Genomic DNA, 25,840 nt, shown 5'->3' with positions numbered 1-25,840 from the left:
GATGGGCACAGTTTATCGTGTCGGGCCGCCGGGACTTCCCGCGCGCCGGAGTTATGAAGCGCAGCGCAGCGGCGGAGGGCCACGTAGAATTTCCCAGGAGGCTTTAATGAATACATACACCACTGTGCCCAGCGGCGAACAGGTGGTCCAGGAACTGCCGTGGCGCTGGCGTGTGCAGGGCCGGATCTTTCTGATCGGCGGCCTGGGCTTTATGTTCGATGCCTGGGACGTCACGCTCAACGGCATCCTCATTCCGCTGTTGTCCAAGCACTGGTCCCTGAGCCCCGGGGAGGCCGCCTGGATCGGAGCCTCGAACCTTATCGGCATGGCCCTGGGCGCATTCGTCTGGGGCACCATCGCGGACACCATAGGGCGCAAAAAGGCGTTCACCGCCACGTTGTTGATCTTCTCGGTGTTTACGGTGTTCGGCGCCTTCTCCCCCGACTTCCTCTGGTTTGTGGTGTTCCGGTTTATGGCCGGCTTCGGTTTGGGCGGCTGCATCCCGGTGGACTATGCCCTGGTGGGCGAATTCACGCCCCGCAAACAGCGCGGCAAGGTCCTCACCGCGATGGACGGCTGGTGGCCGATCGGGGCCGCGTTGTGCGGATTTGTGTCCGCCGGGCTGGTGGCGCTTTACGGGGACTGGCGGCTGACCATGCTGGTGATGGTGCTTCCGGCGTTGCTGGTGTTCTGGGTCCGCCGCAGCGTCCCCGAGTCCCCGCTGTTCCTGATCCGCAACGGCCGCCGGGAGGAAGCCGCCAAGGTGATCGACGACCTCGTCGCCGCGACCGGGGCCGAGCCCCGCGCCTACAGCCTGCCCGAGGCACAAGACGCGCCCCGGCTCTCCGCCGGCAGCGCCTGGACCCAACTGCGCGCGCTCTGGCAGTACAACTGGAAGATCACAACGGCGGCGTGGTCCCTGTTCTTCAGCATCCTGCTCGTCTACTACCTGTCGCTGACCTGGATGCCGAGGATCCTGATCGGCGCCGGCTTCGAGGAGTACAAGGCCTTCCTCACCACCGCCTCCATGGCCGCCGTCGGGCTCCTGGGTGTGGTGGTGGCCGCGCTGCTGGTGGAACGGGTGGGACGGAAGTGGATCCTGGCAATCACCGGACCGCTCTCCGCGCTGACCCTGGTGATCGTGGCGTTTGTGGTGGACATCCCGACGGCGGCCGTGTTCTGGCTGCTGGTCTTTGGCTTTGTGGTCCAGGTAGCCATTCCGGTGCTTTACACCTATGTTTCCGAGCTGTATCCGACCGAACTGCGCGGCTCGGGCTTTGGCTGGGCCTCGACGTTCTCCCGGCTCGGCGCAGGGTTCGGTCCGCTGATTTTCGCGGCGTTCCTGTGGCCGGAGCTGGGTCTGGCGACGTCATTCGCCCTCGCCGGCGGGTTGGTGCTGCTCAGTGTGCTGTGGATGGCGTTCTTCGCTCCCGAAACGAAGCAGCGCCAGCTCGCCTAGCCCCGTCCCCCGTTCCCCCGTTCCCCCGTTCCGTCCCCCGTTCCCAACTGACTCGCAGCTCAGGTCGTTTTGGGGGCTCAAAACGACCTGAGCTGCGAGTCAGTTGGGCTGCCAGCCGCGGCCGGCGAGGGCAGTCAGCACCTTGGCGACGGCGGCGCGTGCGTCGTTCTCCATGTGCCGTTTCGAGATTCGGACCAGGATCCAACCGGCGCCGTTGAAATCCTCTTCCCTGGCGATGTCCCGGACGATCTGCGCCGCGGCTGAGTGCACGGCTCCCTCGTACTCCACAGCAACCCGGTGCTCCGGATAGGCCATATCCGGTTCACGTACGATACCGGAGCCCAGGACCGTGACCGCGTTCAGTGTCGGCTCCGGCAGGCCAGCGCGACCCAGTGCGAGCCGAAGCCTCGTCTCCGGGCCCGAGTCCGCGCCGATCCTGGCCTGCTCCAAGGCGAGCCGGGCCTTGCGGATGCCGGGCGTACCCCGGTGCCGGTCCAGCATCTCAGCGAGTTGCTCCGGACTGGCATAAGGCGCGGACCGGTTCTCAAAGGCAGGCCGGGGATGGCGCAGCAGATGGTCCGCTACCACTGTTAGTTCGTCGATGCTCATCTTTCGGGCACAGTCCAGCCACGTCCTGGTCCGGGTGGTGACCAGGACGCCGTCGAGCCGGGTGATTTCGTCGTCGAAGAACTGCCCGACGTGGCCGATCACGCCCCTGCGCCGCGGTATTGCCATCGTGTCCGGCCGGGAGATATGGATGCCTGGAGCAGAGGAGCCCGGCAGGAATCCGGGAAGTCCCAGATCAGAAAGGCTGTCGCATGGGATGCTGCGGAGAATTGCGTCACGAGGGTGAGGGGACGAGCCTGCAGATCCAATGCGGCGGACGGTTTTGACGGCAGCCGGATCCCGCGGCTCGGAACATCCAGGGAGTGATGCCTGAGCCGGCGCCGGCTGGCTCCGGCATCAAGTGCCTCCTGGAGTGTAAAGGGCGCCAGTCCGAGCGGCGCCGGAAGCGGCCGGGGTGTCTTCATCGACCCATCGTCGCAAAGCCGAGGACTTCGCCGGAGGGTTATCCACAAGCCATGGCGGGTGAACCCAACTGACTCGCAGCTAACGCCGTTTTGAGCGCCCAAAACGGCCTTAGCTGCGAGTCAGTTGGGGGGGCGGGGCGCTAGTTGGGGGGGCGCGCTACTTGGGGGGGCGCGCTACTTGGGGTCCGCTAGTTGGGTTCAGGGGCGGCGAGGGCGGCCAGCGTGGCGACCAGCAGCCGGCGCTCCACGACCTTGATCCGTTCGTGCAGGGATTCCTCGGTCTCGCCGTCCGAGACCGCCACCGCTTCCTGGGCGATGATCGGCCCGGTGTCCACGCCGGCGTCGGCCCAGTGCACGGTGCAGCCCGTGACCTTGACGCCGTAGGCCAGCGCATCGCGGACCCCGTGGGCGCCGGGGAATGAGGGCAGCAGGGCCGGGTGGGTGTTGAGGTATTTGCCGCCGAACGAGTCAATGAACGCCGCGCTGACAATCCGCATAAAGCCTGAGGACACCACGACGTCGGGCGCAAACGCGGCGACAGCACCGGTCAGCGCGGCGTTCCAGTCAGCCCGGTCCGGATATGCCTTGAAGTCCACCTCGAAGGTCGGGATGCCGGCGGCGGCAGCCCGCTGCACCCCGTAGGTTCCGGGCCGGTCCGCCCCGACGGCGGCGATCCCGACGTCGAGATCGCCCGCCGCGACAGCGTCGATGACGGCCTGGAGATTGGACCCGGTGCCGGAGACGAGGACTACGATGCGCATGGTCCTAGCTTATGGGGCCGCTCGCGTAGGCTGGAAAACATGAATCCCCCGAACGACTCCGCCTCCGGCCCGGGCGGCCAGCACCCGCTCAGCGACGCAGCCAAAGCCGCGCAGGCAAAAACCCATCTGCTGTTCCGGAGCTTTATCGTGGCGGTGCTGGGATCGTTCTTCGTCTACCAGCTGGATATCAGCTACCTCTGGCTCAGCGGACTCCTCACGGCCGTTGCCGCAGTACTGGGAATTATGGTGCTGGTCCGCTACGCCAGGCTCAAGGAATCCAAGCTGGTGCTGTTCGGGACGATTTCCGGTCTGGTGGTCGTGGCCATCCAGGTGGTGCTGCTTTTGACCTCAGTGCTGTTCTTCAACCAGGTCCGGGACTACCAGCAATGCAGCCGCCACGCCCTCACCCAGTACGCGTCGTCCATCTGCCAGACCCAGCTGGAAAAATCGCTGCCCCAGTTCCGCTAAACACGGCGCCCGGTTACCGGGATGCCGGCTCCAGCTCCGATTCACGCAGCGTCTGCTGGCGTTCCAGCCACGGTCCCGCGGCAGAGCCGATGACGACGCCGACGGCCACCTCCACGGCCAGGAACACTGCCAGCCGAAGCGGGTCGGGACCAATATCGGTGAGCCGCCCGATCCCGGCGGATCCCCCGGCCAGCCAGGCCAGGCCGGCACCGAGCAGCCCGGCGATGCTGCCTACCATCGCGCCGAGCACCAGTGTGGAAGCCGTGGCCGTGAACCAGCGGGCGTGGATCTTGATGGAGAGCCATTCGTCAAAGTGGTTTTCGCCTTCGCGCAGGAACCACCACCCGGCCAGCGTGCCGGCGAGGACCGGCACCACCAGCGCAGCCGCCGCAAAGTCCAGCGCCCCGGCTGGCAGCGCCGCGAACACCGGGATCGACGGCAATGGTCCGACGGCGGTGCCCAGCGCCCCCGCTTGGGAGCCGATGCCAAGGGCCACGCCCGCCCCGGACGTCCAAGCGAGCGCGAACACCGCCAGGTTGGGCAGGAATCCGAGCTGCGCGATGGTCAGGGCGGCACCCCCAAAGGGTCCGGCCTCAAGCCCCTCGTAGACCGCGATCACGAGGTTCCAGTGGATAAACAGGGTAACGGCAAGCAGGACGCAGCACATCGCCAGGCTGGCCATCAGCGCCACGAAACCGGCTTTGACCGCGGAGCCCAGGTAGGAACCGGCCCAGCGCGAGTGTTGACTGGTCCGGGAGAGCCAGGCGACGGCGTCGACGCCGATCAGCCGGCTCCAGGAACCGGCCTCGCGGCGGGCTCCGACCACCATGCCCATGCCGAACGGGATCAACGGGATAAGCGCGGCGGACCACAGGCCCACGCCGACGTCGGCGGTGCGGCAAATGAAGCCGGTGGCCAGGCCAAAGCCTGCGTACACCAGCGAGGACCCCAGCAGCGCCTGCCACAGCTGGTCAGTATAGGAGGCCCGGGCGAGCCGGCGGCCGGCGCGCCAGGCAAGCAGGAACGGGATCAGCGTCAACCCCAGCGGGGTAAGGGACAAAACGCCGGACTGAGGTTGGGCTGTCGCGCCCATCCCAACGGTGTCCAGCAGTAGCGGAACACCGTGGATCAGCAGCCAGGACTGGCCTGCGAGGCGGGCCAGCACCTCGGTGGCGCCGTTCTGAAATCCCGCGGTGGCCCACACGACAAAAATCGGGGCGGCAACCACCAGGGCGGAAATGACGGCTGCCTGCGCGGACTCGAGGGCTCCCTGCAGCCATAGCGGCATCGGAAGTCCACGTTCCCCGGTCTGATCAGCGCGCAGTTTCATCGTGTTCCATGGTGCCACGTGCGCGCCCCCCTGCCGGTGCGACAGGCGCAACTGCCGCACTTCACTGCACTTCCGCCCGCTGGCGACGTTACATCCGGCATTCCACAGCGACACGGAGCAGCGCTTTTTTCCTGTCTCGGCCGTAAAATTGGAGTGTCCGCAATCAGTGGTTGGAGGCACAAAATGACTACCGCATCTCCACATGCACACGGCGTTCACTTCGGACGGACAGATGTCCAGAACGTCGGCATGGGTGTTGGTACCGTCCTTATCGTCGTGGGCATCCTGGGATTCATCCCGGGCATCACCACGCAGTACAGTTCCCTGGCGTTCTTCGGACCCGGATCCACGGCCCTGTTCCTGGGCCTGTTCCAGGTATCGATGCTGCTGAACATCGTTCAGCTCGCGATCGGCGCCACCGGCTGGGCCATGTCCCGGAATCCCGTGGGTTCCCGGAACTTCCTGATGGGCTTTGGCCTGCTGTACATCGTCCTTAGCGTCTACGGGCTCATCGTCGGGGTGGGTTCGGCGGCCAATTTCCTGTCGCTGAACGCCATCGATGCCTGGGCCTTTATGATCCTGGGCCTGGCAATGGCCGGCGCCGGTTGGCTGATGTCCAGGCATCTGGCCGAAGACGCAAATACCCGGTAAACGAACCACCGGGACCAAGGGAGCCGCGAATGAGTACCGTTTCATAGTAAGCAGAAAATTCGTTCTACCTGCTGGTGCAGCCACTGCGTAAAAGCGCAGTTGCTGCACCAGCTTCTGTGTGGCGGCGTCGGGTCACGGATGCATCGAGCAGCGGAGGGCGCGGGTCGCAAAACCCCGCTTCTGTAAATATTTTCATTTTACTTAGGGCAAAATCATTGACCCGCTAAAAATCTTCACTATAGTTATGTGAGTCAGCTCACCAAGTGAAGGACATCGAATGACCACCGAAAGCGCCACGGGCAGCGTCCCGGTAGCTACAAGTGCACTGCTTGCCACTGTCGGCAACAAGGTGCGCTCCATGCGCAAGGAAAAAGGCATGACGCTCGCTAAGCTTTCGGAGATCACGGGCCTCAGCCCGGCAATCGTCAGCCAGATCGAACGCGGCCTGGCCAACCCGTCCTTCACCACCCTGGCGCAACTGGCCCACGGCCTGGACATCCCGGTCGGGAAATTCTTTGTCGGCCAGGAAAAGCCCAGGTCCCCGGTGGTCCGCAAAGCCGATCGGCGCAACCTGAAGGGCGTCACCAAGAAGTCAGTAGGCGAGGCGGTCTATGAGCTGCTCACGCCTGATCTTAACGGCGCTCTTGAGGCCCAATGGATTGTCAGCCCGCCCGGCCACGACACCAGCGCCACTCCTTTCCGCCACAGCGGCGAGGAGTTCGGGCTCATCCTCTCCGGCCGGAAAGACATTTTCCTGGACGGGGAATGCTATTCGCTCGAGGCCGGCGATTCCATCACTTTCGCCTCGGACACCCCGCACTGGTACAAAAACAGCTACGAAGAGGTATGCGTAGCAATCTGGGTCAACGCACCTCACGCGTGGTAGCGGCGCCGACCCCAAGCGGCCCCTACCGTCCCACCCACTGTCGCTGTCCGACCCTGACCGCCGACAGTCCTTGCCACATTCGCAGCCAACGACCGTAATCCCCGGACGGCGATGCGTCATACCCTCCCACGCCCCCAAGGCGTAAGCGTAAGGACACTTCCATGCTTGAAACACCCATGCTGAACACTCCGCAGCCCGACGACGACGTCGCGGCAACCACCCGCCCGGCCGCCAAGAAGTTCGCCCCTGAAGTCCGCAGGGGCCTGCTGAGCCTGGGCCTCGGCAACGCCCTGGAATGGTACGACTGGATGGTCTTCGGCCTCCTCTCGGCGTTCATTGGCCCGAACTTCTTTCCAAGCACCGACCCCCTCTCCGCGACCCTGAACACACTCGCCGTCTTCGCCGTCGGGTTCGCGTTCCGGCCGCTCGGCGGCGTGCTGCTGGGCACCCTGGCCGACCGGATCGGCCGGCGCCGGGTGATGCTGCTCTCCATCATGCTGATGGCGGGCACCACCCTGGTCATCGCCGTCACGCCCAGCTACCAGGAGATCGGTGCTTGGGCCGGGATCATCCTCGTCATCTGCCGCGTCCTGCAGGGCATCTCCACCGGCATCGAGGCCCCGCTCTCCACCTCGCACGCCGTGGAGCTGGCTCCGGAAGGCCGTGAAGGCTACGTCGCCGGGATCATGTCCTTCTACGTCAACATCGGCATCCTGCTCGCCTCACTGGTCAGCTTCCTCTGCAGCCTCACGCTCGGCGGGGCCGTGATGGGTGACTGGGGCTGGCGGGTGCCGTTCTTTATCGGCGCTGCCTTTGGCTTTGTTGTCCTTTACCTTCGCCGCGCCTTGCCGGAAACCATGAACCCGGAAGAGCTGGCCAACAACTCCGCCGGCGCCGTCTGGACCGGGGTCCGTAAACACTGGCTTTCCGTGCTGGCGATCGTTTTTGTTGTCGGCGCGGCCCAGGCCTACAACTACGCCTGGAACGTGGGGCTGCCCAGCGCCGCCCGCAGCAACTTCAAGGAAGATCCCACGGCTGTCTTCGCCCTCACCACCGTCCTGGGCGTGATCCTCGTGGTGGGCAGCTGGATCATCGGGAAGCTGGCTGACGGCCGGTCCATGTCCCGCTGGTTCCTCGTCACCCGGATCCTGGCCATTCCTTCCGTCTTCCTCATGCTGATGTACGTCCAGCCCGGCATCGGCGGGTTCGCCGCGGTCCTGCTCGGCGGTTCCCTCGTCCTGGTGCTGAACATGACCCTCTACAACGTGGTCAGCACCTCGCTGATGCCCAAAAACTGCCGCGGCACCGGTGTGGCGCTGGGCTACGGCATTGGCGTCGCGCTCTTCGGCGGCACCGCGTCCTTCCTCCTGGTCTGGCTGCAGTCCGTCGGCGCCGGCTGGGTCTTCCCGGTGTACGTCGCGGTCCTCTCCGTCCTGTCCATCGTCCTCTACCTCGCCGCCCGCCGTGCCAACGGCATCTTCGTCGGAAACTAAGGATCCCTCCATGAATTCCATGACTTCCCTTGAACTCAGCACCACGACGGCGGACCTCACCGCCCCCGTGATCTCCCGCTCCGATGTCCTTGTGGTGGGCGGTGGCCCCGCAGGTGTCGCCGCCGCCGTGACGGCAGCCCGGGCCGGCTCCTCCGTCACCCTGCTGGAACGCTACTCCTCGCTCGGCGGGCTCGCCTCCGGCGGGATGGTCCTGGTCCTCGATGACATGATCAACGGCCAGGAAATCACCGTCACGGGCATCGTCTCCGAATACGTCGAACGGCTGCAGAAGCTGGGCCTGGCCATCGTCCCGCCCGCGGAGGACCGCAAGGCCTCCGAGGAACTGTGGAACAAGTGGGGCCGCTTCGGTACCTTCGACTTCCACACCCACGTCACACCGAAGCCCATCTGCTACGCAGCGGCCTTTGATCCCGACGGCTGGAAGCGGATCTCCAACGACCTCGTCCGGGAAGCCGGCGTGAACCTGCGCCTGCACTCCTGGTTCTCCCGCCCGATTGTGGACAACGGCGTGATAAAGGGTGTCATCTGCGAGACCAAGTCCGGCCCGCAGGCCTTTATGGCCGACGTTGTCATCGACACCACCGGCGACATCGACGTCGCGTCCCGGGCCGGCGCCAGCCACATCAAGGACAGCTACCTCACCACCTTGGTCTTCCGGCTCGGCAACGTCGATACCAACGCCGCCGAGGCGTTTGAGCAGGCCAACCCCAAGGAAGCCCGAGCCATCAACCGCACCATCAAGCGCCTCCTCGGCGGCGCCTGGGAGCTGTGGTGGCTGAAAACCCCGATTGACGGCGTGGTCTGGTGCAATGCCCCGCACATGACCGGCTACGACGGCGTCGACCCGGCGGACATGACCGCGGCCGAGTTCGCGGCCCGGGACAAGATCTCCGAGGCCGTGGACTACGTCCGCGCCAACCTCCCCGGCTTCGAGAAGTGCTACATGCTCGACGTCGCCTCCCAGATGGGTGTTCGGCAGACCCGCCTGCTGGAGGGCGAGTACGTCATGACCAAGGATGACGTCACCACCCGCCGGCACTTTGCCGATACCGTAGCCCGCGGCCGGGACTACTACTACCCGTACCGCTCGCTGCTGCCGAAGGAAGTGGACCAGCTGCTTGTGGCCGGACGCCACTATTCCGCGACCCCCGAGGCGCAAAAGATGTCCCGCGAGATCCCGCCCTGCATGGCCATGGGCCAGGCCGTCGGCGTCGCCGCCGCGCTGGCCGTCCGGAACGGCACCCTGGTCCGCGACGTCTCCGCAGCGGAAATCCAGCAGGGCATGCGCGTCCACGGCGCGGACCCGGGCGACGTCCCGTCGTCGAACGCCACCCTGGACCTGGATTCGGTGGTGGCGGTATGAGCCTGGCTATCGATGACCTGCCGGGCGCGGCAGCCGCGCCCGGGACGGCACCAGCGCCCGCCGGCACGCCCTTGCCGCTGGACGGAATCAAGATCGTGGACTTCACCCAGGTGTTTATGGGCCCGTCCTGCACCCAGCTCCTCGGCGACTACGGCGCTGACATCATTAAGGTCGAACGCCCCGGCGCCGGGGACATCTCGCGCAACTCGTTCCCGGACAAGGACGGCCAGGACAACCCGATCTTCCTGTCCATCAACCGGAACAAGCGCAGCATCTCCGTGGACACCCGCACCGAGGAGGGCAAGGCAGTGCTCCGCCGCCTGCTTTCCGATGCCGATGTGGTGGTCAGCAACTTCCGCTCCGGCGTGATGGAGCGGATGGGCTTTGGCTATGAGGAGCTCAAGGAACAGAACCCGGGCATCATCTGGGCCTCCGGAACGGGTTTTGGCCCCATCGGTCCTTACTCGCACAAGGGCGGCCAGGACGCGATCGCCCAGGCCTACTCCGGTGTCATGTGGCGCCGCGAATCGGACGACCAGAAGCCCTCGATCTACCCCACCACGCTGTGTGACTACATCACCGGCATGCACCTGATGCAGGGCATTCTGCTGGCGCTGCGCACCCGCGAAACCGCCGGCGTCGGGCAGAAGGTGGAGGTGACCATGTACGACTCCATGCTGCACCTGCAGATGCAGGAGGCGTGTATGCAGCTCAACCGCGGCTACGAGGTCAACTGGGGTGCCATGCCGCTCAGCGGCGTTTTCGAAACCACCGACGGCGCAGTGTGCATGGTGGGCGGTTTCACGCCGGACCCGCTGGCGCGGATCTCCGAAGCCCTGGGCCTGGCCGAGGACCTCACGCTCCGGCCCGAGTTCGCCAATCTGGAGCAGCAATTCCAGCACAAGCCGGAGCTGCAGGCGATCTTCCGCGAGCGCATCGCCACGAACAGTACCGAATACTGGACCACAAAGCTGGAGGACCAAGGCCTGCTGAACGCCCCGGTGCACACCTTGGAGCAGGCCCTCGCCGACGCGCAAACGCACGCCAACGGCATGATCGTGGAGGCCGAGCACCCCGGCGTCGGAACTGTGCGGATGCTCAACGCACCGATCCGGCTCTCCGCGACCCCGCCCACGGTTCGCCGGCCCGCCCCGCAGCTTGGCCAGCACAACGTGGAGGTGCTGCTGGAAAACGGTTTCGACGCCGACGCCATCAAACGCCTGCAGCAGCTGGGGGTGCTGAAGTGACGTCCGTTGCAGAAGCTGGGGAGACCAGGGTGGATCAGGTCACCTTGGTCATCGAGAACCACGTTGCCACTGTGGTCATCGACCGCCAGCACGTGCTCAACGCCGTCGACAGCACCGCCCAGGCACGGCTCAACGCGATCTGGGCGCAACTGGAAGCAGATCCGGACGTCCGCGCCGTCGTCATCACCGGCGCCGGCACCCGGGCGTTCTGCGTCGGAGCGGACATGTCCACCGCCGCTGCGGACAAGACCGGGCTGCAGTATTGGGCCGGCCTGGACCCGAACGGCTTCGGCGGCCTCAGCCTGCGCACCAGCCTGGACATCCCGGTTATCGCCAAGGTCAACGGCTATGCGCTTGGCGGTGGGATGGAGATCGTGCTCGGCGCGGACGTCGTGGTCGCCGCGGACACCGCGCGCTTTGGCCTGACTGAACCGCGCGTCGGGCGTTTGGCGCTAGACGGCGGCATCCACCAGCTGGTGCGGCGTATCCCCTACACACAGGCGATGGGCATGCTCCTCACCGGACGGAAAGTGCCGGCCGCCGAAATGCAGTCCATGGGCCTGGTCAACGAGGTGGTCCCCGCAGGGGACCTCGACGCCGCGGTGCAGCGCTGGCTGGACCAGATCCTCGCCTGCGCCCCCACCTCCGTGCGGGCAGTCAAGCAAATGGTCACCCGGACCGGGCACCTGACTGCCACCGAGGCGCGCGGCCAGCGGCTGCCGGCCCTCATGGCGGCACTTGACAGCGCGGACTCGACGGAGGGTGTACGCGCCTTCCAGGACAAGCGCGCGCCGGTCTGGCCGGGACATTAGAGATGCAGCCCTTTGAGCGACCAAAAACTAAGGAGAAGCAGATGCGGCAGTCACTGGCACCCGGAGTGTGGGGTGTTCTCGCAACGCCATTCCAGGGCAGCACCCTGGATGTCGACACCGACAGCCTCGCCCGTCTCGTGGCCTACTACGAATCCATCGGCGCTACCGGCCTGACCGTCCTGGGTGTGTTCGGCGAGGCCGCGGCCCTGACCCCGGCGGAACGCGGCTTGGTCTTGGAAGTCGTTGTCGAGGAAACGACCCTTCCCCTGGTGGTGGGCGTAACCTCGCTGTACACCGGCACGGCTGTCGAGGAAATACGGGCAGCCCAGGCCGTGGCCGGCGAGCGCCTCGCAGCCGTGATGGTGCAGGCCAACTCCGCTAACCCCGCCGTGGTCAGCGCGCACCTGAACGCGATCCATCAGGCAACCGGCGCCAACGTGGTGCTGCAGGACTATCCGCTGGCCAGCGGAGTCAGCATCAGCACCGAAGCGCTGATCTCGGTGGTGCAGGCATGCGGCCACGTCATCGCCGTCAAGGCCGAGGCGCCGCCCACCTCCGTGGCCATCGGACGGCTCAGCCGGGCCCTCGAAGTGTCCGTGTTCGGCGGGCTCGGCGGCCAGGGGCTGCTGGACGAGCTGCAGTCCGGTGCCGCCGGTGCCATGACCGGATTCTCCTACCCCGAGGCCCTGATCGCCTGCGTCCGCGCCTGGCAGCGGGACGGGTACGAGTCGGCCCGGGACGCACTGCTGCCCTACCTGCCGCTGATCAACTTCGAGCAGCAGGCCCGGATCGCGCTGTCCGTCCGCAAGGAGTGCCTGCGCCGGCGGGGCCTCATCGCCGACGCCGGCGTCCGCGCCCCGGCCGCGCCGTTCCCGGAAACCCTCCGGCTGAGCATGCTCACGCACCTGGCGGAGGCCGCGGCGGCCCTTGACGCACAGCCCCCCGAACCGGCCACGGTGCCGGCCACGGTGCCGGCCACGGACATACACACAACGGCAGGGAGTTTCTGATGGACCTCGGAATCAGCACAAAGACCGCATTTGTGGCCGCGTCCACCGGCGGCCTGGGGCTTGCCATCGCCCGAGCCCTCGCCGCCGAAGGCGTGCGTGTGGCCGTCACCGGCCGGCGCCAGGTCCGCGCCAAGGAAATCGTGGCCGAACTGACGGACGCCTACGGGCCGGGCGCCGTCGCGATCGAGGCGGACCTCGGCACGGCCGAAGGGGTGGCGGCCGCCGTCGAGCAGGCCGTGGCGGAACTCGGCCCTATCGACATCCTTGTGCTCAACGGGCCCGGCCCCAAGCCCGGCGCTGCGGCCACCCTCAGCGCGGACGACCTCGCGGCCGCCTTCGACCTCCTGGTCAAGCCGCACCACGCGCTCATTTCCCACGTGCTGCCTGGCATGCGGGAACGGCGCTGGGGACGGATCCTCGCCGTCGGCTCCAGCGGTGTGGTGGCGCCGCTGACCAACCTGGCAGTGTCCAACACCGGACGCGCAGCGCTGGCCGGCTACCTGAAAACCCTCGCCGCCGAGGTCGCGCTGGACGCCGTCACGGTGAACATGCTCCTTCCCGGCCGGATCGCCACCGACCGCGTGGCCGAACTGGACCAAGCCGCCGCCAAGCGCCGCGGCAGCACCGTCGAGGAAATCCAGCTCGAGTCCCGCAAGACCATACCCGCCCGCCGCTACGGCGAACCCGCGGAGTTCGGCGCTGCTGCCGCGTTCCTCTGCAGCGCTCCGGCCTCGTACATCACCGGCATCGCGCTGCGGTGCGACGGCGGCCTGATCCGCAGCCTCTAACCGACCGCTTCCAGACCTCCGAACTCTTCCCGACCACCCGAAGGAACACCATGACTTCCACGGCAACAGACTTCACCACCCCCGCAGAGACCTCCGCCGACCGCGAACTCATCACCGCCCGGCACCTCATCAACGGCCAATGGCTCGGCAGCGCAGACACCGAGCGGTTCAACCCGGCCCGGCCCGGCGAGCTCGCTGCCCTCTCCCCCAGCGGCACCGCCGCGGACGTCGACGCCGCCGTTAGCGCAGCCGCCGCCGCGCAGCCGGCCTGGGCTGCACTGCCGGCCCCCTCCCGCGGCGCGATCCTGCTGGCCGCCGGCAACCTGCTCCTGGACCGCCAAGCCGCCATCGCCGGGGACCTGGTCCGTGAGGAAGGCAAGACCCTCGCCGAGGCCAAGGGCGAGGTCAAGCGTGCCGCCGACGTGCTGCGCTTCTTCGGCTCCCTCGGCTGGGCCGCGACCGGCGAAGTCCTCCCCAGCGGCCTGCCGGACACCACCATCACCACCAGGCGCGAGCCGCTCGGCGTCGTCGGGCTGATCACGCCCTGGAACTTCCCCATCGCCATCCCGGCGTGGAAATCCGCCCCCGCGCTGATCAGCGGCAACGCCGTGGTGATCAAACCGGCCGAGCTCACTCCGCTCTCCGCCACCCACCTCGCCCGCGCGCTGCAGGACGCCGGGCTGCCCGCCGGGGTGTTCAACGTGGTGCACGGCAAGGGCCGGGTGGTGGGCGACGCCCTGGCCCGCGACCCGCGGATCGCGGGGCTGTCCTTCACCGGTTCGACGGCGGTGGGCCTGGGCCTGCAGGAGATCCTGAACGCCCGCCGGGCCCGGGTGCAGCTGGAGATGGGCGGCAAAAACGGTGTTCTGGTGCTTGACGACGCCGATGCCCGCAAGGCCGCCAAGGTGGTCGCCGCCGGAGCGTTCGGGCTCACCGGCCAGGCCTGCACCGCAACGTCCCGCGTCTACGTCACGCCCGGCATCCGCTCGGAATTCCTTGCCGCACTGACGGAGGAGGCCGCGGCGTACACGCCCGGGGACGGACTGGACGCTGCGATGGGTGCCGTGGTGAGCCGGCAGCAGTTCGAGCAGAACCAGGCGGCGGTGCGCTCCGCCGTCGAACGCGGCGCCACGCTGCTGGCCGGTTCATACGACGGCGACCCCGCCGGGCCGCTGGTCTTCCCGGCGGCGGTGCTCACCGAGCTGCCGTTCGATGACGCCGCCGTGTCCGAGGAGATCTTCGGCCCGGTGGTGGCCGTGCTGGAGGTCGCCGACTACCAGGCCGGACTCGCCGCGATCAACGATTCCCGCTACGGCCTCACCGCCGGCATCTGCACCGATTCGCTGGCGTTCGCCACGGACTTCGCCGCGCGGGCGCAGGCCGGCGTTATTAAGGTCAACCGTCCGACGGCGGGCCTGGACCTCAACGTGCCGTTCGGCGGCGTCAAGGACTCCTCCACAAACACATTCCGCGAACAAGGAAAGTCGGCCCTGGACTTCTTCACCTGGGGCAAGACCGTCTACACGGGGGTGTAGCCCGCCATGACGTACGTGATCGCCCAGCCCTGCGTAGATGTCAAGGACAAGGCGTGCATCGACGAGTGCCCGGTGGACTGCATTTACGAGGGTGAACGGGCGCTGTACATCCATCCCGCCGAGTGTGTGGACTGCGGCGCCTGCGACCCGGTCTGCCCGGTCGAAGCGATCTACTATTCGGAGGACGTTCCGGATGAGTGGGCCGACTACGTCCGGGCCAACGTCGAGTTCTTCGAGGAGCTCGGGTCACCACAGGGGGCCGCCACGGTCGGGAACCTGGGCCGCGACCACCCGGTGGTGGACCGGGAACCCGTACCGGCCCGCTAGGTCCCGGCGTGCGGAGCCGGCGCGGTGTTGTCGCGGGCCCGGACCCGCAGCACAAAATCGCAGCACAAACCCGCAGCACAAACCCGCAGTCACTTGCAGGACCCGGCCGTCAAGCGCCCCGCTTGACGGCCGTTTGTGTCGAATTGCCTGCGCCGATGGCCGCCCGACTGCGAGAATGGCCCGATGAGCGCCATCATCCTGGGCTGGGACCCGGACCCTCGGAACGACTGGAATGACGCAACAGTTCGCGGCCGTGTCGCCGAGGCCGGCCGGTGTTTTGTGCCGTGGCGCGTCAACGGTGCGTGGAACTTGTCCGCTGGCACCGACGCTTGGCTTTTTCTGCAGGGGCCTGGCGGCCGCGGACTGATCGGCCATGGTGTTGTGGTCTCCGAGCAGCAGGACGCGGCGCAACGGGCGGCGGCGCAACAGGAATCCGGGCAACAGGAATCCGGGCAGGCGGTAGCCGGGCAGGCGGTAGCCGGGCAGGTGGCTGCCCGGATACCGGGCACCGTGCAGGACGATGCGCCGGTGTTTGTGCACCTGGCCGTCGATGCGCTGCTGCCGCCCGGTGAGCACATCGCCGTCGCCGTCCTCAAGGCTGCGGTTCCCGGGATCGAGTGGGAGGATGTCGACGCATTCGGGCTGGGCGTTGAACCGGCGGACGAAGCGGCGCTCAGGGCCCTGTGGCGCGACGCCGGGCCTCCGGCGGGCGCGGACCCCACCCAACACCCTCCCGGCACCTACCCGCAGGGCGCCGTTACCCGGGCGGAGGTGAACCGCTACGAACGTGATCCCGACGCGCGGCGGGCCTGCATCGCGCTCCACGGCACAAGCTGCGCAGCATGCGGCTTTTCCTTCGAACTCACCTACGGAGACGTCGGCGCGGACTTGATGCCCGTACACCACCTTGTCCCGGTGTCCCGTCTCGGCAGCCGCTATGAACTGGACCCCCTCACAGACCTCGTCCCGCTCTGCGGCAACTGCCACGCCGTGGCCCACCGGGGCGGGAGCACGGCCCGGACCGTCGCCGAATTGCGCCGGATCATCGCCGGCGCCGGATTCCTGCGTGACTCCGTCGTCACCGCCGAACAACTTGAGTCCCAGCGGCAGGCCCGGGAACTCCTCGGGCCGCCGGAAGCTTAACCAGGGAAAGCTGTCGAGCTGCTGTAGGTCCGGCCGCGGAGCATGCCCACTCTTGGCCCCGGCCCAAGCGCATCCCCGCCCCAACCGTTGGACATGCCCACTCTTGGCGGCGACCCGGGCGCATCTGCGGCCTATGTCCACCCCTCACCCCGGCCGCGGAGCATGCCCACTCGGACGCGTGCGAGGCAAAGCGACCACACCCCGTTAACCCACTCTTTTCTCCCCCGCAACGCGCCCTACCCCGTGCCGAAAGCCTGCCCCCGCAGTGTTGAGGGGTGAGGATCGCAATTGTGGCTGAATCATTCCTGCCCTTGATGAACGGCGTAACAAATTCCATCCTGCGCGTCCTGGAGCATCTTCAGGAGCGCGGGGACGAGGTGCTGGTAATTGCTCCGTCGACCCAGGACACCGGAGCCCCCGACGAGGTCTATGGAGCGAGCATCCACCGGCTGCCCTCGGTCCCGCTCGCCGGCTACACGAACGTCCGGGTAGCCATGGGCGGTGTTTACCGGGTCAAGCGAATCCTTGCCGAGTATGCACCGGACGTGGTCCACCTGGCGTCACCATTTGTCCTTGGCTGGCGGGCCGCGCAGGCAGCGCACCAGCTGGGGATCCCCACTATCGCCATCTACCAGACCGAGGTCCCCAGCTATGCCGGCCGCTACGGTGTGCCGTTCCTGGAGAACTGGGCGTGGAGCAGGGTGGAGAACATTCATCTGCTGGCCTCACGCACCCTCGTCCCCTCCAGCTTCGCACTCCAGCAACTCCGCGGCCGCGGCATCCCACGGATCGAGATGTGGCGTCGCGGCGTGGACACCCGGCGGTTCTCCCCGGACAAGCGCGACGCCGGCTGGCGGGCTTCCGTCGCCCCGGCCGGCGAGCGCCTCATCGGCTACGTAGGCCGGCTGGCGGCCGAGAAGCAGGTGCAGGACCTGGCGGTGCTGGCCGACGTGCCAGGCACCCGGCTGGTCATTGTGGGCGACGGACCGCAGCGGCAAGCCCTCGAGGACGCCCTGCCCAACGCCGTATTTACCGGCTTCCTCGGCGGTGAGGAACTGGCTCGGGCGGTGGCGTCCTTTGACCTTTTTGTCCACCCCGGCGAGTTGGAAACGTTCTGTCAGACCATCCAGGAAGCCATGGCCTCCGGCGTTCCGGTGGTCGCCACCGGCCGCGGCGGCCCGCTGGACCTGGTGGAGAACTCCCGCACCGGCTGGCTCTACGAACCCGGTGACCTGGTGGCGCTCCGGGACCGGGTGGTGGACCTGATGGGCGACGACGCCAAGCGCCGTGCGTTCGCAACCACTGCACATGCTTCGGTCCAGGGCCGTACATGGTCCATGCTTGGCGCCGAACTTGTCGCGCACTATCAAGCGGTCCTCGCCGCCGCGGAGGACCCCGGCACCTCCCACACCTCCACATCGCACGGCACCCGCGAACACGGCACCCGCGAAAGAGCCGCCCGGTAAGAATTTCAGCGACCGGCTGCGGAGCCGGGCTCCCGCCTGCTCTCCCACCGTGCTCCCGCCGGCTTCCCGCAGCGGCTCCCGCCGGAGGCAGCCGGTGCGGGCAGGGTGAAACGCCGGTGTCCCCGGCCTGGTGTTGGTACCCCGGTGATGCCCCTATGATTTTCTGAGGGCAGGACTCGTCGATGGAATACAGGTGGTCGCAGATGTTCACGGTGAAAGCCGCGTGACGGCGTCCGCGTACCCGGCACCGAGCCCCGAAGCCATTCTGGAGGCGGGTCCTGACGCCCTGCTGGTGGTGGCCGAGGACGGCACCATCTTGATGGTCAACGCAGCCGCCGAACGTATGTTCGGCTACTCCCGGGACGAACTGCTGGGACACGACCACCGTGTGCTGCTCGCCAAAGGATTCCGGAGCGGATTTCACCGACTGTTCTTTGTGCTCCGCGAGGACGCCTGGCCGCCCCCGGTCGAGGCCTACGCCGTCCGGCGGGATGGCAGTGAGTTCCAGGGCGAGCTGACCTATTCCCTGCTTCCGCACGACGCCGGGACCCCAGCCGCGGGACCGGCCAGCATGGCCGTCACCATCCGGGACACCTCCCGCCGGGTGCAGACGGATGCCGGGCTCCGAGAAGCCATGTCGCTGCTCAGTGCCACACTGGAATCCACTGCTGATGGCATCCTGGTGGTCAGCGCCGAAGGCCAAATCGCGGGAGTCAATAACCAGTTTGTCTCCATGTGGGGGATCCCCCGGAACCTGCTGGCCAGCCAGAACGACGAAGCCGTGATGGGCTACGTGCTGGACCAACTCAAAGATCCTGCCAAATTTGTCGAAAAGGTCACCGCGCTCTACTCCGACCCTGCCGCGGAAAGCCACGATGTCCTGGACTTCCGTGACGGCCGGACCTTTGAGCGCTATTCCCGGCCACAAACGGTTGCCAATCAGGTGGTGGGCCGCGTCTGGAGCTTCCGCGACGTCACCGCTGCCCGGCTTGCCCAGGAACAGATCACCAAGGCTATGGCCGATCTGGCCGAGCAGTCGGCCCAGCTCAAGGCCCTCGCGTTCCAGGACCCGCTCACCGGCCTCTCCAACCGCAAGCTCTTCAACGACCACCTCGCCGCCGCCCTGCTCGGGCCGTACGGGACCGCCGTCGACCTCCTGCTGCTGGACCTTGATGATTTCAAGGAGGTCAACGACATCCTGGGCCACCACGCCGGAGACCAGATGCTGATCGAAGTGGGCCGGCGGCTGCGCGGCTGCGTACGCCCGAACGACGTTGTAGCACGCCTGGGCGGTGACGAGTTCGTGGTCCTGCTGGTCGGCTCGCTGGACCCCGACGAGGTGGCCGGCCGGATCGTCGAGTCCTTGAAGGTACCGGTCTGGATTGACGGGACCATGCTGCGGCCCAGCCTCAGCCTGGGCCTGGCCTCCATCAGCGACGACGCCGTTGGCGCCTCGGAACTGCTGCGCCGGGCCGACGTCGCCATGTACGCGGCGAAGGCCGCCGGAAAGAACCGCTACCTGCGGTTCCGGCCCGAAATGCTGCAGTCCCTCGTGCAGCGCACCGAGCTGGAGACCGGCCTTCGACTGGCAGTGGACAGTGGCCAGATCACAGTGCTCTACCAACCGATCATCTCGGCCACGCTGGGCGCCGTGGTTACTGTTGAGGCATTGGCCCGCTGGGTGCGCGACGGCGAGACCATCCCGCCGGAGCGCTTCATCCCGGCCGCGGAACGCAGCGGACTGATTGTCGAGATCGGTACCGAGGTGCTGCTGAAGGCCTGCACCGAGCTGAAGCCTTGGCTGGCGGAGGATTCCGCACGTCGCCTGGCCGTCAATGTGTCCGGCGTTCAGCTCCAACATGGGGATTTTGCCGAACTGGTCCAGGCGGCTACCGCCTCGTGCGGGGTTGATCCGCGGCAGCTGATCCTGGAAGTCACCGAGAGTGTCTTTTTCGACGACGACGGCCACGTAATCCAGCAGCTCAACGCCCTACGAAACGCCGGGGTGGGGGTGGCGCTGGATGACTTCGGCACCGGCTACTCCTCGTTGGGCCGGTTGCAGGAGCTTCCGGTGGACACCCTCAAAATCGACCAGTCCTTCACCGCCATGATCCAAACGGGTACCGAAAAGCTGCCGATCCTTAGCTGTATGGTCACCATGGCCCACGGCCTCGGGCTGACCGTTACAGCGGAGGGCGTCGAGACAGCCGCGCAGGCCGAATACCTGATGGGGCTGGATTGCGAGTCCCTGCAGGGGTTCCTCTTTTCCGGCGCGGAGGCGCAGTCCGCGCTGAATTCGGCGATTGCGCGTTCTACCGAGGTCTTCGGCACGCTCCGGGGCGGCCGGGTCTCCGAAACCCGCTGAGCCGAACGCCGGTGTGGGTGGCACCGGCGGCAATTCCGCAGGAAAAGCCGCGATCTGCCCGGCCCCGGGGTGCTGGACACTGGCGTCGGGGACCATATGATTCAGTGAAACGCATTGCCCGCGGCAAGACCGTCGGACACCATCACCATCCGAAGCTTTGGGGGCCGGTATCGCCGTGGGACCTGGGATTGAAAAGACCTTGCTGGAGCAGGGGCCCGATGCCTTTATGCTGTTGACCGCGGACGGAACCATCGTGTTCGTCAACGCGGCGGCGGAGCGGCTCTTTGGATATCGGCGGGAACAACTGCTCGGCGGCGGGCACCAGATCCTGCTCTCCGACGACGAGCGCGGCGGTTTCCTGCGTGTGTTCGGCAGGCTGGGCAGGGGCAACCCAGCCGCGACGCTCCCGGTCGCGGCGGCAGGCCGACACCAGGATGGCCGCGAAATTTTCCTGGAGATCACCTGCTCACTGGTTCAGCACGACGGCGGCGCGGCCATGGCGGTCGCCCTCCGCGACGGAAGCCACCGCCAGGACACCGATGCCGGCCGGCGCCTGGCCGTCTCGCTGCTGGATGCCACGCTGGAAACCACCGCCGACGCGATCCTGGTGGTCTCCAACGACGGGCAGATCACCGGGGTCAACGATCAGTACCTCAAGCTGTGGAGCATGCCGCCGAATCTCGTTGCGGCTTCCGACCCGATGGCCCTGATCGACTTCATCGCCGGGCAGCTGGCAAACCCGGACTACTTCCGGGGGAGAGTTTCCCTGCTGTATGCGGACAAGCTGATGCAAAGCAACGACCTCCTGGAGTTCAGCGACGGCCGCACCGTGGAGCTCAACTCACGGCCGCAGGAGGTCGCAGGCGCGGTTGTTGGACGGATCTGGAACTTCCGGGATATCACTTCGCGCAGCCGAGCCCAGCACCAGGCGCGGCGCGCCATGGAAGAGCTCGCCGAACAGGCGGCCAAGCTCAAGGAACTGGCCTTCCGCGACCCGCTTACCGGCCTGGCCAACCGGATGCTGTTCAACGAACGCGCCGCCGCTGCGCTGCTGACCAGCGAACCGGTGCACGTGCTGCTGCTGGATTTGGACGACTTCAAGGAAGTCAACGACGTCCTGGGCCACCACGCCGGGGACGAGATGCTGGTGGAAATCTCCCGGCGGCTGCAGGGATGCGTCGGACCCCACGGCACCGTCGCGAGGCTGGGCGGGGACGAGTTTGTCGTGTTGCTCGTGGGCTGCCGGGACGCCGACGCTGTAGCCCAGCGGGTCGTCGGGGCCCTGAACGCCCCGGTCTCGATTGAAGGGACCCTGATGCGGCCGGGCCTGAGCCTCGGCGTCGCCTCAAGCGATGACGGGACCGCCACCTCCTCAGAACTGCTGCGGCGGGCTGACCTCGCGATGTACGCGGCCAAGGAAGCCGGCAAAAACTGCTACGTCCACTTTCGTCCGGAGATGCTCACGGCACTGCTGGAGCGCACCCAGCTCACCGCTGGGCTTCGCCGGGCGGTGGAACTGGGACAGATCAGGGTTCACTACCAGCCGGTGGTCTCCAGCGAACAACTTAAAGTCGTGCAGTTCGAGGCCCTGGCCCGCTGGGAATGGCAGGGCCAGCTGATGGCCCCGGACGGTTTATCGAGATTGCCGAGCGCAGCGGACTGATCCGGGAGATCGGAGCCGAAGTGCTGCGGCGCAGCTGCGCAGAACTCTCAGGGTGGCTTGCGGAGGATCCGGCCCGGTCCCTGGCGGTGAACGTCTCCGGCGTGCAGTTGCAGCACCGGGACTTCGCGGAGCGGGTCCTGGACATCGCGGCGTGTGGCGGCACGGATCCGCACCAGCTGGTCCTGGAGGTCACGGAGAGTGTGTTCTTTGATGCCCACTCCCACGTCATCGAGCAGCTGGAACGCCTGCGCGGTGCCGGGATCAGGGTGGCACTGGACGATTTCGGGACCGGCTACTCCTCGCTGGGCCGGCTACAGGAGCTCCCGGTGGACGTGGTCAAAATCGACAAGTCCTTTATTTCCATGCTGCGTTCCGGGGCCGAGAAGCTCCCCATCCTGACGTCCATGATTAACATGGCCAGCAGCCTGGGGTTGAAGGTCACCGCCGAAGGCATCGAAACGCCGGCGCAGGCCAGCTACCTGATGGAACGTGGCTGCGACGCCCTGCAGGGCTTCCTGTTCTCCCGGCCGGAGCCCGAAGCCCGGCGCGAACTCGCGATCCGCCGCTCAATGGCCGCCATCGAGGCACTCGAGGCGGCACCCGAGGCGGAGCCGCTCCCGGTCTAGCCGTGCGTTCCGCCGGCCTGCAAAGGCCTGCGCCGACACACTCCGCCCCCGCATGGGCCGAATCAGGCTACCGTGCCGTCGACCGCCTATGATTCAGTGAGGGCAGCGTCGCGTGATCTTCACACGGCCCCTGCCATCCGTATCGGTCGCTTCGAGGGCAGACAAAACAGCATGGACCCAGGGTTTGCACAATCACTTCTGGAGCACAGCCCGGATCCACTGCTGCTGCTCGATCCGGACGGATCAATCTCCTTCCTGAACCACGCGGCGGAGGAGCTCTTCGGCTACTCCCGGACGCAGCTGTTGGGCGCTGATGCGTCCTTGCTGCTGGCCGAAGTATCCCGTGAGGAGTTCCATGGCGTGCTCGCCGGGCTGGACGCCGCAACACCCCGCTCCGCAGCGCCCTTCGCCGGCTCCGGCCGCCGCTTCGACGGAAGCGCGCTTCCGGTCGAGATCACCTGCTCGCTGATCCCCGCGGCCGCAGGCTCATCAGTGTCTGCTGCGCCGTCCGTCGCATTGGCGGTCCGCGGCACCGGCCCCCGGAACGGGCTGCCGCCCAGCCGCCCAGGCTACGTCTCCGGAACAGCTCAGACGGCGCGGAGCCGCCCGGGTGCCACCGCGTCCGTTCGTATTCCCTCCGCCGTCGCCGAGCACGACGACGAGCTCAGGGCCGGCACGCTGCGGGACCCGCTCACCGCGCTGCCTAACGGCACCCAGTTCAACGACCGCCTGGCCGCTGCCCTGCGCCGTCCGGACCCGGTGGATGTGCTCCTGCTGAACCTGGACGATTTCAAAGGCCTCAACGACATACTGGGCCGGTCATCGGCCGATGAACTCCTCGTCGAGGTCGCGAACCGGCTGCGCAACTGCGTACGCCCCCACGACACAGTTGCCAGGCTCGGCGGAGATGAGTTCGCGGTGCTGCTGACCGAGTGCCTCAACGCCGACGCGGTGGCGAAACGGATCGCCGATTCACTGTACGAACCACCGCGCGTTGGTGGCTCCCCTGTCCGGCCGGGCGTCAGCATGGGCCTGGCGTCCAAGTCCGCGCACACGCTGGACGGAGCCGAGCTGCTGCGGCAGGCCGATGCGGCCCTGAATGCCGCCAAATCCGATGGAAAAAACACCTGGCTGCGCTTCCGTCCGGACATGCTGCACGCCCCGGGCCACAGAGCCGAAGGCGAGGCCGGGCTCCGGCAGGCCGTGGAATTGGGCCAGATCTCGGTGCATTACCAGCCGGTGGTGTCGCCGGGGATCGGTTCAGTGGTCCAGTTCGAGGCCTTCGCGCGCTGGGAACTGCACGGCCGATTGGTGCCGCCGAACCAGTTCCTGCCGGTGGCTGAGCAAAGCGGCTTGATCCGTGAAATCGGCGATGAGGTCATGCGCCGTGCCTGCGCGGAAATCCGGCCCTGGCTGGCCGGCGATGCCAGCCACAGCGTCGCGGTAAACGTCTCCGGCCTGCAGTTCCAGAACCGCGAGTTCGGCACGGATATTCTCGCGATCGTGGCCGCCACCGGCGTGAGCCCGCGCCAGCTGACGCTGGAACTGACCGAAAGCGCGTTTTTTGACGCCGGCAGCGATGTGCTCCGCCAGCTCCGGCAGCTCCGGGACGCCGGGGTCCGGGTTGCGATGGACGACTTCGGAACGGGCTATTCGTCGCTGCGCCGGCTCAAGGAGCTGCCGCTGGACATCGTCAAAATCGACCGGTCCTTTATATCGATGGTCGCCACCGGCCTGGAACACCTGCCGTTCTTCGACACCATGATCAAGGCCGCCCACGACCTCGGCCTGACGGTCACCGCGGAGGGCATCGAGACGCCCGCGCAGGCCAAATACCTGATGGACCGCGGCTGCGATGCACTCCAGGGGTACCTTTTCGCCAAGCCCGCCCCGGCCAGTGAACTGGCCGGGACCATGGAAAGCGCCCTGGCCGCAATCGACAGGGTCGACGCCGCCCGGTAGCCCCGGCGCGGTAGACCCGGCGCGGTAGACCCGGCGCGGTGACGCCCCGCCGGGTGACGCCCGGTTGAATCCGGTTACACCCGGGGATCGAGTTCCTCGAGCGGCTGGGTCACCATGGCCTCGCTGCGCTCCCACAGTCCGCGTGCGAGCTGCGCGTCGTAGGCCTGTTTGTTGGCCTTGGCCAGCGCCCGCTTGGCGTAGTAGGCCCCCGGCATCCAGTCCCGCCCCGGCGTCGACGTCGCGAGCCAAACAAGCGTGTCTGCGCCCTGTTCGGGGCTGAGCAGGAAACGGTTGAGGATGGATTTGTACGCGTGCCGCATGGGGCTGGTCGACTCGGCCGCGAAGTTGGTGGCCACCACGCCCGGGTGGAAGGCCGCCGTGGAAATTCCCGCGGCACCGTAGCGGGTGTTCAGTTCGCTGGTGAAGAGGATGTTGGCCAGCTTGGCGGTCCCGTAGGCGCGGTTGGTCGAGTAGCTTCTGGCCGCGTCCAGGTCCGTCAGGTCCAGCCTGCCGAAACCGTTGGCGGCGCTGGCGGTGTTGATCACTGTCGCGTTGCTGGCCGTGAGCACGTCCAGCAGCTCGGTGGTCAGCAGGAACGGTGCCAGGTGGTTGATCTGGAAGGTCTTTTCGTGCCCGTCGACGGTGAGCTCACGCTTGCCCATGATCCCGCCGGCATTGTTTGCCAGGACGTCGATCTGCGGGTACTTCGCCTTGAGCTGCGCTGCAAGCCGGCGCACCTGCGCCAGGACGCCAAAATCCGCGACGAAGTAGTCAGCACCGATCTCCGTTGCTACCCGCTCGGTCTTCTCCACGGAACGTCCGACGACGACCACCCGCTCCCCTGCTTTGGCAAGGGTCCGGGCAGCGGAGGCGCCGATCCCGTCACTGGCGCCGGTGATAACGATGGTGCGCTGGGTCATGGGAATCCTTTGAGCGAAAGCGGGAAGCGGCGCTTTTGGAAACAAGCCCACCGAACCACAACGATGCCGGCACCGCCAATGTTCCCGCTGAGCCGGGTGGGGTTCCCGGTGGGGGTGTTTTTGGGTGGGGTGTTAAATGCGGGAGGACCCCCAACGTGGTTGGGGGTCCTCGACCGTTTAATGATGTTCCGGCGGTGACCTACTCTCCCACACCCTCCCGGGTGCAGTACCATCGGCGCTGTGGGTCTTAGCTTCCGGGTTCGGAATGGGACCGGGCGTTTCCCCCACGCTATGACCGCCGTAACTTTGTGTCCGCACCGTTCCGCGCCTGGGCGTGGTGGTGGGAAATCTGTGGTTACAACTGTGGTGTTGTTGTGTTGTTGTGTTTTTGTTCCTCACGCAACGGGTTTGTTGGTTGGGAACCACATAGTGGACGCAAGCAGTCTTGTTATCTTTGTACCACCCTTGATGGGCAAACCTCTTTTGAAGGATTGGTTTGTCCAGGTGGTGTGT

General features: G+C 66.9%; 22 protein-coding genes and 1 rRNA gene. 18 read left to right on the top strand and 5 right to left on the bottom strand.

The window, feature by feature from the left end:
• The first annotated feature begins 106 nt into the window (after positions 1–106).
• The gene (locus QMG72_RS04140; protein ID WP_282359067.1) at positions 107–1,459 is read left to right on the top strand and encodes an MFS transporter; all 1,353 of its coding nucleotides are present in this window, start codon (positions 107–109) and stop codon (positions 1,457–1,459) included.
• A 99-nt stretch (positions 1,460–1,558) separates the two neighbouring features.
• On the opposite strand, the gene QMG72_RS04135 is transcribed toward QMG72_RS04140, so the two are convergent.
• Together QMG72_RS04135 and purN are read right to left on the bottom strand one after the other, a co-directional pair.
• A complete protein-coding gene (locus QMG72_RS04135) occupies positions 1,559–2,194 on the bottom strand; it encodes an endonuclease domain-containing protein (protein WP_283479755.1) in 636 nt (211 codons plus the stop codon).
• Positions 2,195–2,678: 484 nt separating this feature from the next.
• Positions 2,679–3,251: a phosphoribosylglycinamide formyltransferase gene (gene purN / locus QMG72_RS04130; RefSeq protein ID WP_283479754.1), complete on the bottom strand. Its 573-nt coding sequence runs from the start codon at positions 3,249–3,251 to the stop codon at positions 2,679–2,681.
• 39 nt (positions 3,252–3,290) lie between these two features.
• Between purN and QMG72_RS04125 the strand changes: the two genes are divergently transcribed.
• Entirely contained in the window at positions 3,291–3,719 is a 429-nt protein-coding gene (locus QMG72_RS04125) for a hypothetical protein (protein WP_226776297.1), read from the top strand.
• Between the two features lie 13 nt (positions 3,720–3,732).
• Here the strand turns inward: QMG72_RS04125 and QMG72_RS04120 are convergent, their stop codons facing one another.
• Positions 3,733–5,049: a cell division protein PerM gene (locus tag QMG72_RS04120; RefSeq protein ID WP_283479753.1), complete on the bottom strand. Its 1,317-nt coding sequence runs from the start codon at positions 5,047–5,049 to the stop codon at positions 3,733–3,735.
• A 183-nt stretch (positions 5,050–5,232) separates the two neighbouring features.
• Between QMG72_RS04120 and QMG72_RS04115 the strand changes: the two genes are divergently transcribed.
• The 16 genes from QMG72_RS04115 to QMG72_RS04040 all read left to right on the top strand — a co-directional run bounded on the left by QMG72_RS04115 (position 5,233) and on the right by QMG72_RS04040 (position 24,407).
• Positions 5,233–5,700: a DUF4383 domain-containing protein gene (locus QMG72_RS04115; RefSeq protein ID WP_283479752.1), complete on the top strand. Its 468-nt coding sequence runs from the start codon at positions 5,233–5,235 to the stop codon at positions 5,698–5,700.
• Between the two features lie 277 nt (positions 5,701–5,977).
• A complete protein-coding gene (locus QMG72_RS04110) occupies positions 5,978–6,586 on the top strand; it encodes a helix-turn-helix domain-containing protein (protein ID WP_226776300.1) in 609 nt (202 codons plus the stop codon).
• Between the two features lie 176 nt (positions 6,587–6,762).
• Entirely contained in the window at positions 6,763–8,079 is a 1,317-nt protein-coding gene (locus tag QMG72_RS04105) for an MFS transporter (protein WP_226776313.1), read from the top strand.
• A 19-nt stretch (positions 8,080–8,098) separates the two neighbouring features.
• Positions 8,099–9,463 (top strand): FAD-dependent oxidoreductase, encoded by a 1,365-nt coding sequence (locus tag QMG72_RS04100; protein WP_396021319.1) that lies wholly within the window; start codon positions 8,099–8,101, stop codon positions 9,461–9,463.
• On the top strand, positions 9,460–10,710 hold the full coding sequence (locus QMG72_RS04095) for a CaiB/BaiF CoA transferase family protein (RefSeq protein ID WP_226776302.1): 1,251 nt from the start codon (positions 9,460–9,462) through the stop codon (positions 10,708–10,710). Before QMG72_RS04100 ends, QMG72_RS04095 begins: the two co-directional genes overlap by 4 nt.
• Entirely contained in the window at positions 10,707–11,522 is an 816-nt protein-coding gene (locus tag QMG72_RS04090; protein WP_282359062.1) for an enoyl-CoA hydratase-related protein, read from the top strand. Before QMG72_RS04095 ends, QMG72_RS04090 begins: the two co-directional genes overlap by 4 nt.
• A gap of 41 nt (positions 11,523–11,563) precedes the next feature.
• Entirely contained in the window at positions 11,564–12,532 is a 969-nt protein-coding gene (locus QMG72_RS04085; protein WP_282359060.1) for a dihydrodipicolinate synthase family protein, read from the top strand.
• The gene (locus QMG72_RS04080) at positions 12,532–13,320 is read left to right on the top strand and encodes an SDR family oxidoreductase (RefSeq protein WP_282359059.1); all 789 of its coding nucleotides are present in this window, start codon (positions 12,532–12,534) and stop codon (positions 13,318–13,320) included. Before QMG72_RS04085 ends, QMG72_RS04080 begins: the two co-directional genes overlap by 1 nt.
• Positions 13,321–13,370: 50 nt before the next feature.
• The gene (locus tag QMG72_RS04075; protein ID WP_226776306.1) at positions 13,371–14,855 is read left to right on the top strand and encodes an aldehyde dehydrogenase family protein; all 1,485 of its coding nucleotides are present in this window, start codon (positions 13,371–13,373) and stop codon (positions 14,853–14,855) included.
• A gap of 6 nt (positions 14,856–14,861) precedes the next feature.
• Positions 14,862–15,182, top strand: coding sequence for a ferredoxin (fdxA, locus tag QMG72_RS04070; RefSeq protein ID WP_282359057.1), 321 nt, complete (start codon positions 14,862–14,864; stop codon positions 15,180–15,182).
• A gap of 183 nt (positions 15,183–15,365) precedes the next feature.
• Positions 15,366–16,325 (top strand): HNH endonuclease, encoded by a 960-nt coding sequence (locus QMG72_RS04065; protein WP_282359056.1) that lies wholly within the window; start codon positions 15,366–15,368, stop codon positions 16,323–16,325.
• A 275-nt stretch (positions 16,326–16,600) separates the two neighbouring features.
• Positions 16,601–17,791 carry a glycosyltransferase family 4 protein gene (locus tag QMG72_RS04060; RefSeq protein WP_283479750.1) on the top strand — a complete coding sequence of 397 codons (1,191 nt, stop codon included), beginning with the start codon at positions 16,601–16,603 and terminating at the stop codon, positions 17,789–17,791.
• A 193-nt stretch (positions 17,792–17,984) separates the two neighbouring features.
• The gene (locus QMG72_RS04055; protein WP_502934645.1) at positions 17,985–20,156 is read left to right on the top strand and encodes a putative bifunctional diguanylate cyclase/phosphodiesterase; all 2,172 of its coding nucleotides are present in this window, start codon (positions 17,985–17,987) and stop codon (positions 20,154–20,156) included.
• Between the two features lie 175 nt (positions 20,157–20,331).
• Complete coding sequence (locus QMG72_RS04050) at positions 20,332–21,819, top strand: diguanylate cyclase domain-containing protein (protein WP_283479749.1); 1,488 nt, start codon at positions 20,332–20,334, stop codon at positions 21,817–21,819.
• The gene (locus QMG72_RS04045) at positions 21,759–22,445 is read left to right on the top strand and encodes an EAL domain-containing protein (RefSeq protein ID WP_283479748.1); all 687 of its coding nucleotides are present in this window, start codon (positions 21,759–21,761) and stop codon (positions 22,443–22,445) included. Before QMG72_RS04050 ends, QMG72_RS04045 begins: the two co-directional genes overlap by 61 nt.
• A 171-nt stretch (positions 22,446–22,616) precedes the next feature.
• Positions 22,617–24,407 (top strand): putative bifunctional diguanylate cyclase/phosphodiesterase, encoded by a 1,791-nt coding sequence (locus QMG72_RS04040; RefSeq protein ID WP_283479747.1) that lies wholly within the window; start codon positions 22,617–22,619, stop codon positions 24,405–24,407.
• Between the two features lie 74 nt (positions 24,408–24,481).
• Here the strand turns inward: QMG72_RS04040 and QMG72_RS04035 are convergent, their stop codons facing one another.
• Positions 24,482–25,327, bottom strand: a complete 846-nt coding sequence (locus QMG72_RS04035) for an SDR family NAD(P)-dependent oxidoreductase (RefSeq protein ID WP_283479746.1) — start codon at positions 25,325–25,327, stop codon at positions 24,482–24,484.
• Between the two features lie 186 nt (positions 25,328–25,513).
• Positions 25,514–25,630 (bottom strand): 5S ribosomal RNA (gene rrf, locus QMG72_RS04030).
• Positions 25,631–25,840: the final 210 nt, after the last annotated feature.

Source organism: Pseudarthrobacter sp. PH31-O2 (assembly GCF_030063265.1).
GTDB lineage: Bacteria > Actinomycetota > Actinomycetes > Actinomycetales > Micrococcaceae > Arthrobacter.
Note: the sequence above shows the minus strand (reverse complement) of the source record. Positions and strands in the feature narration are given on the sequence as shown.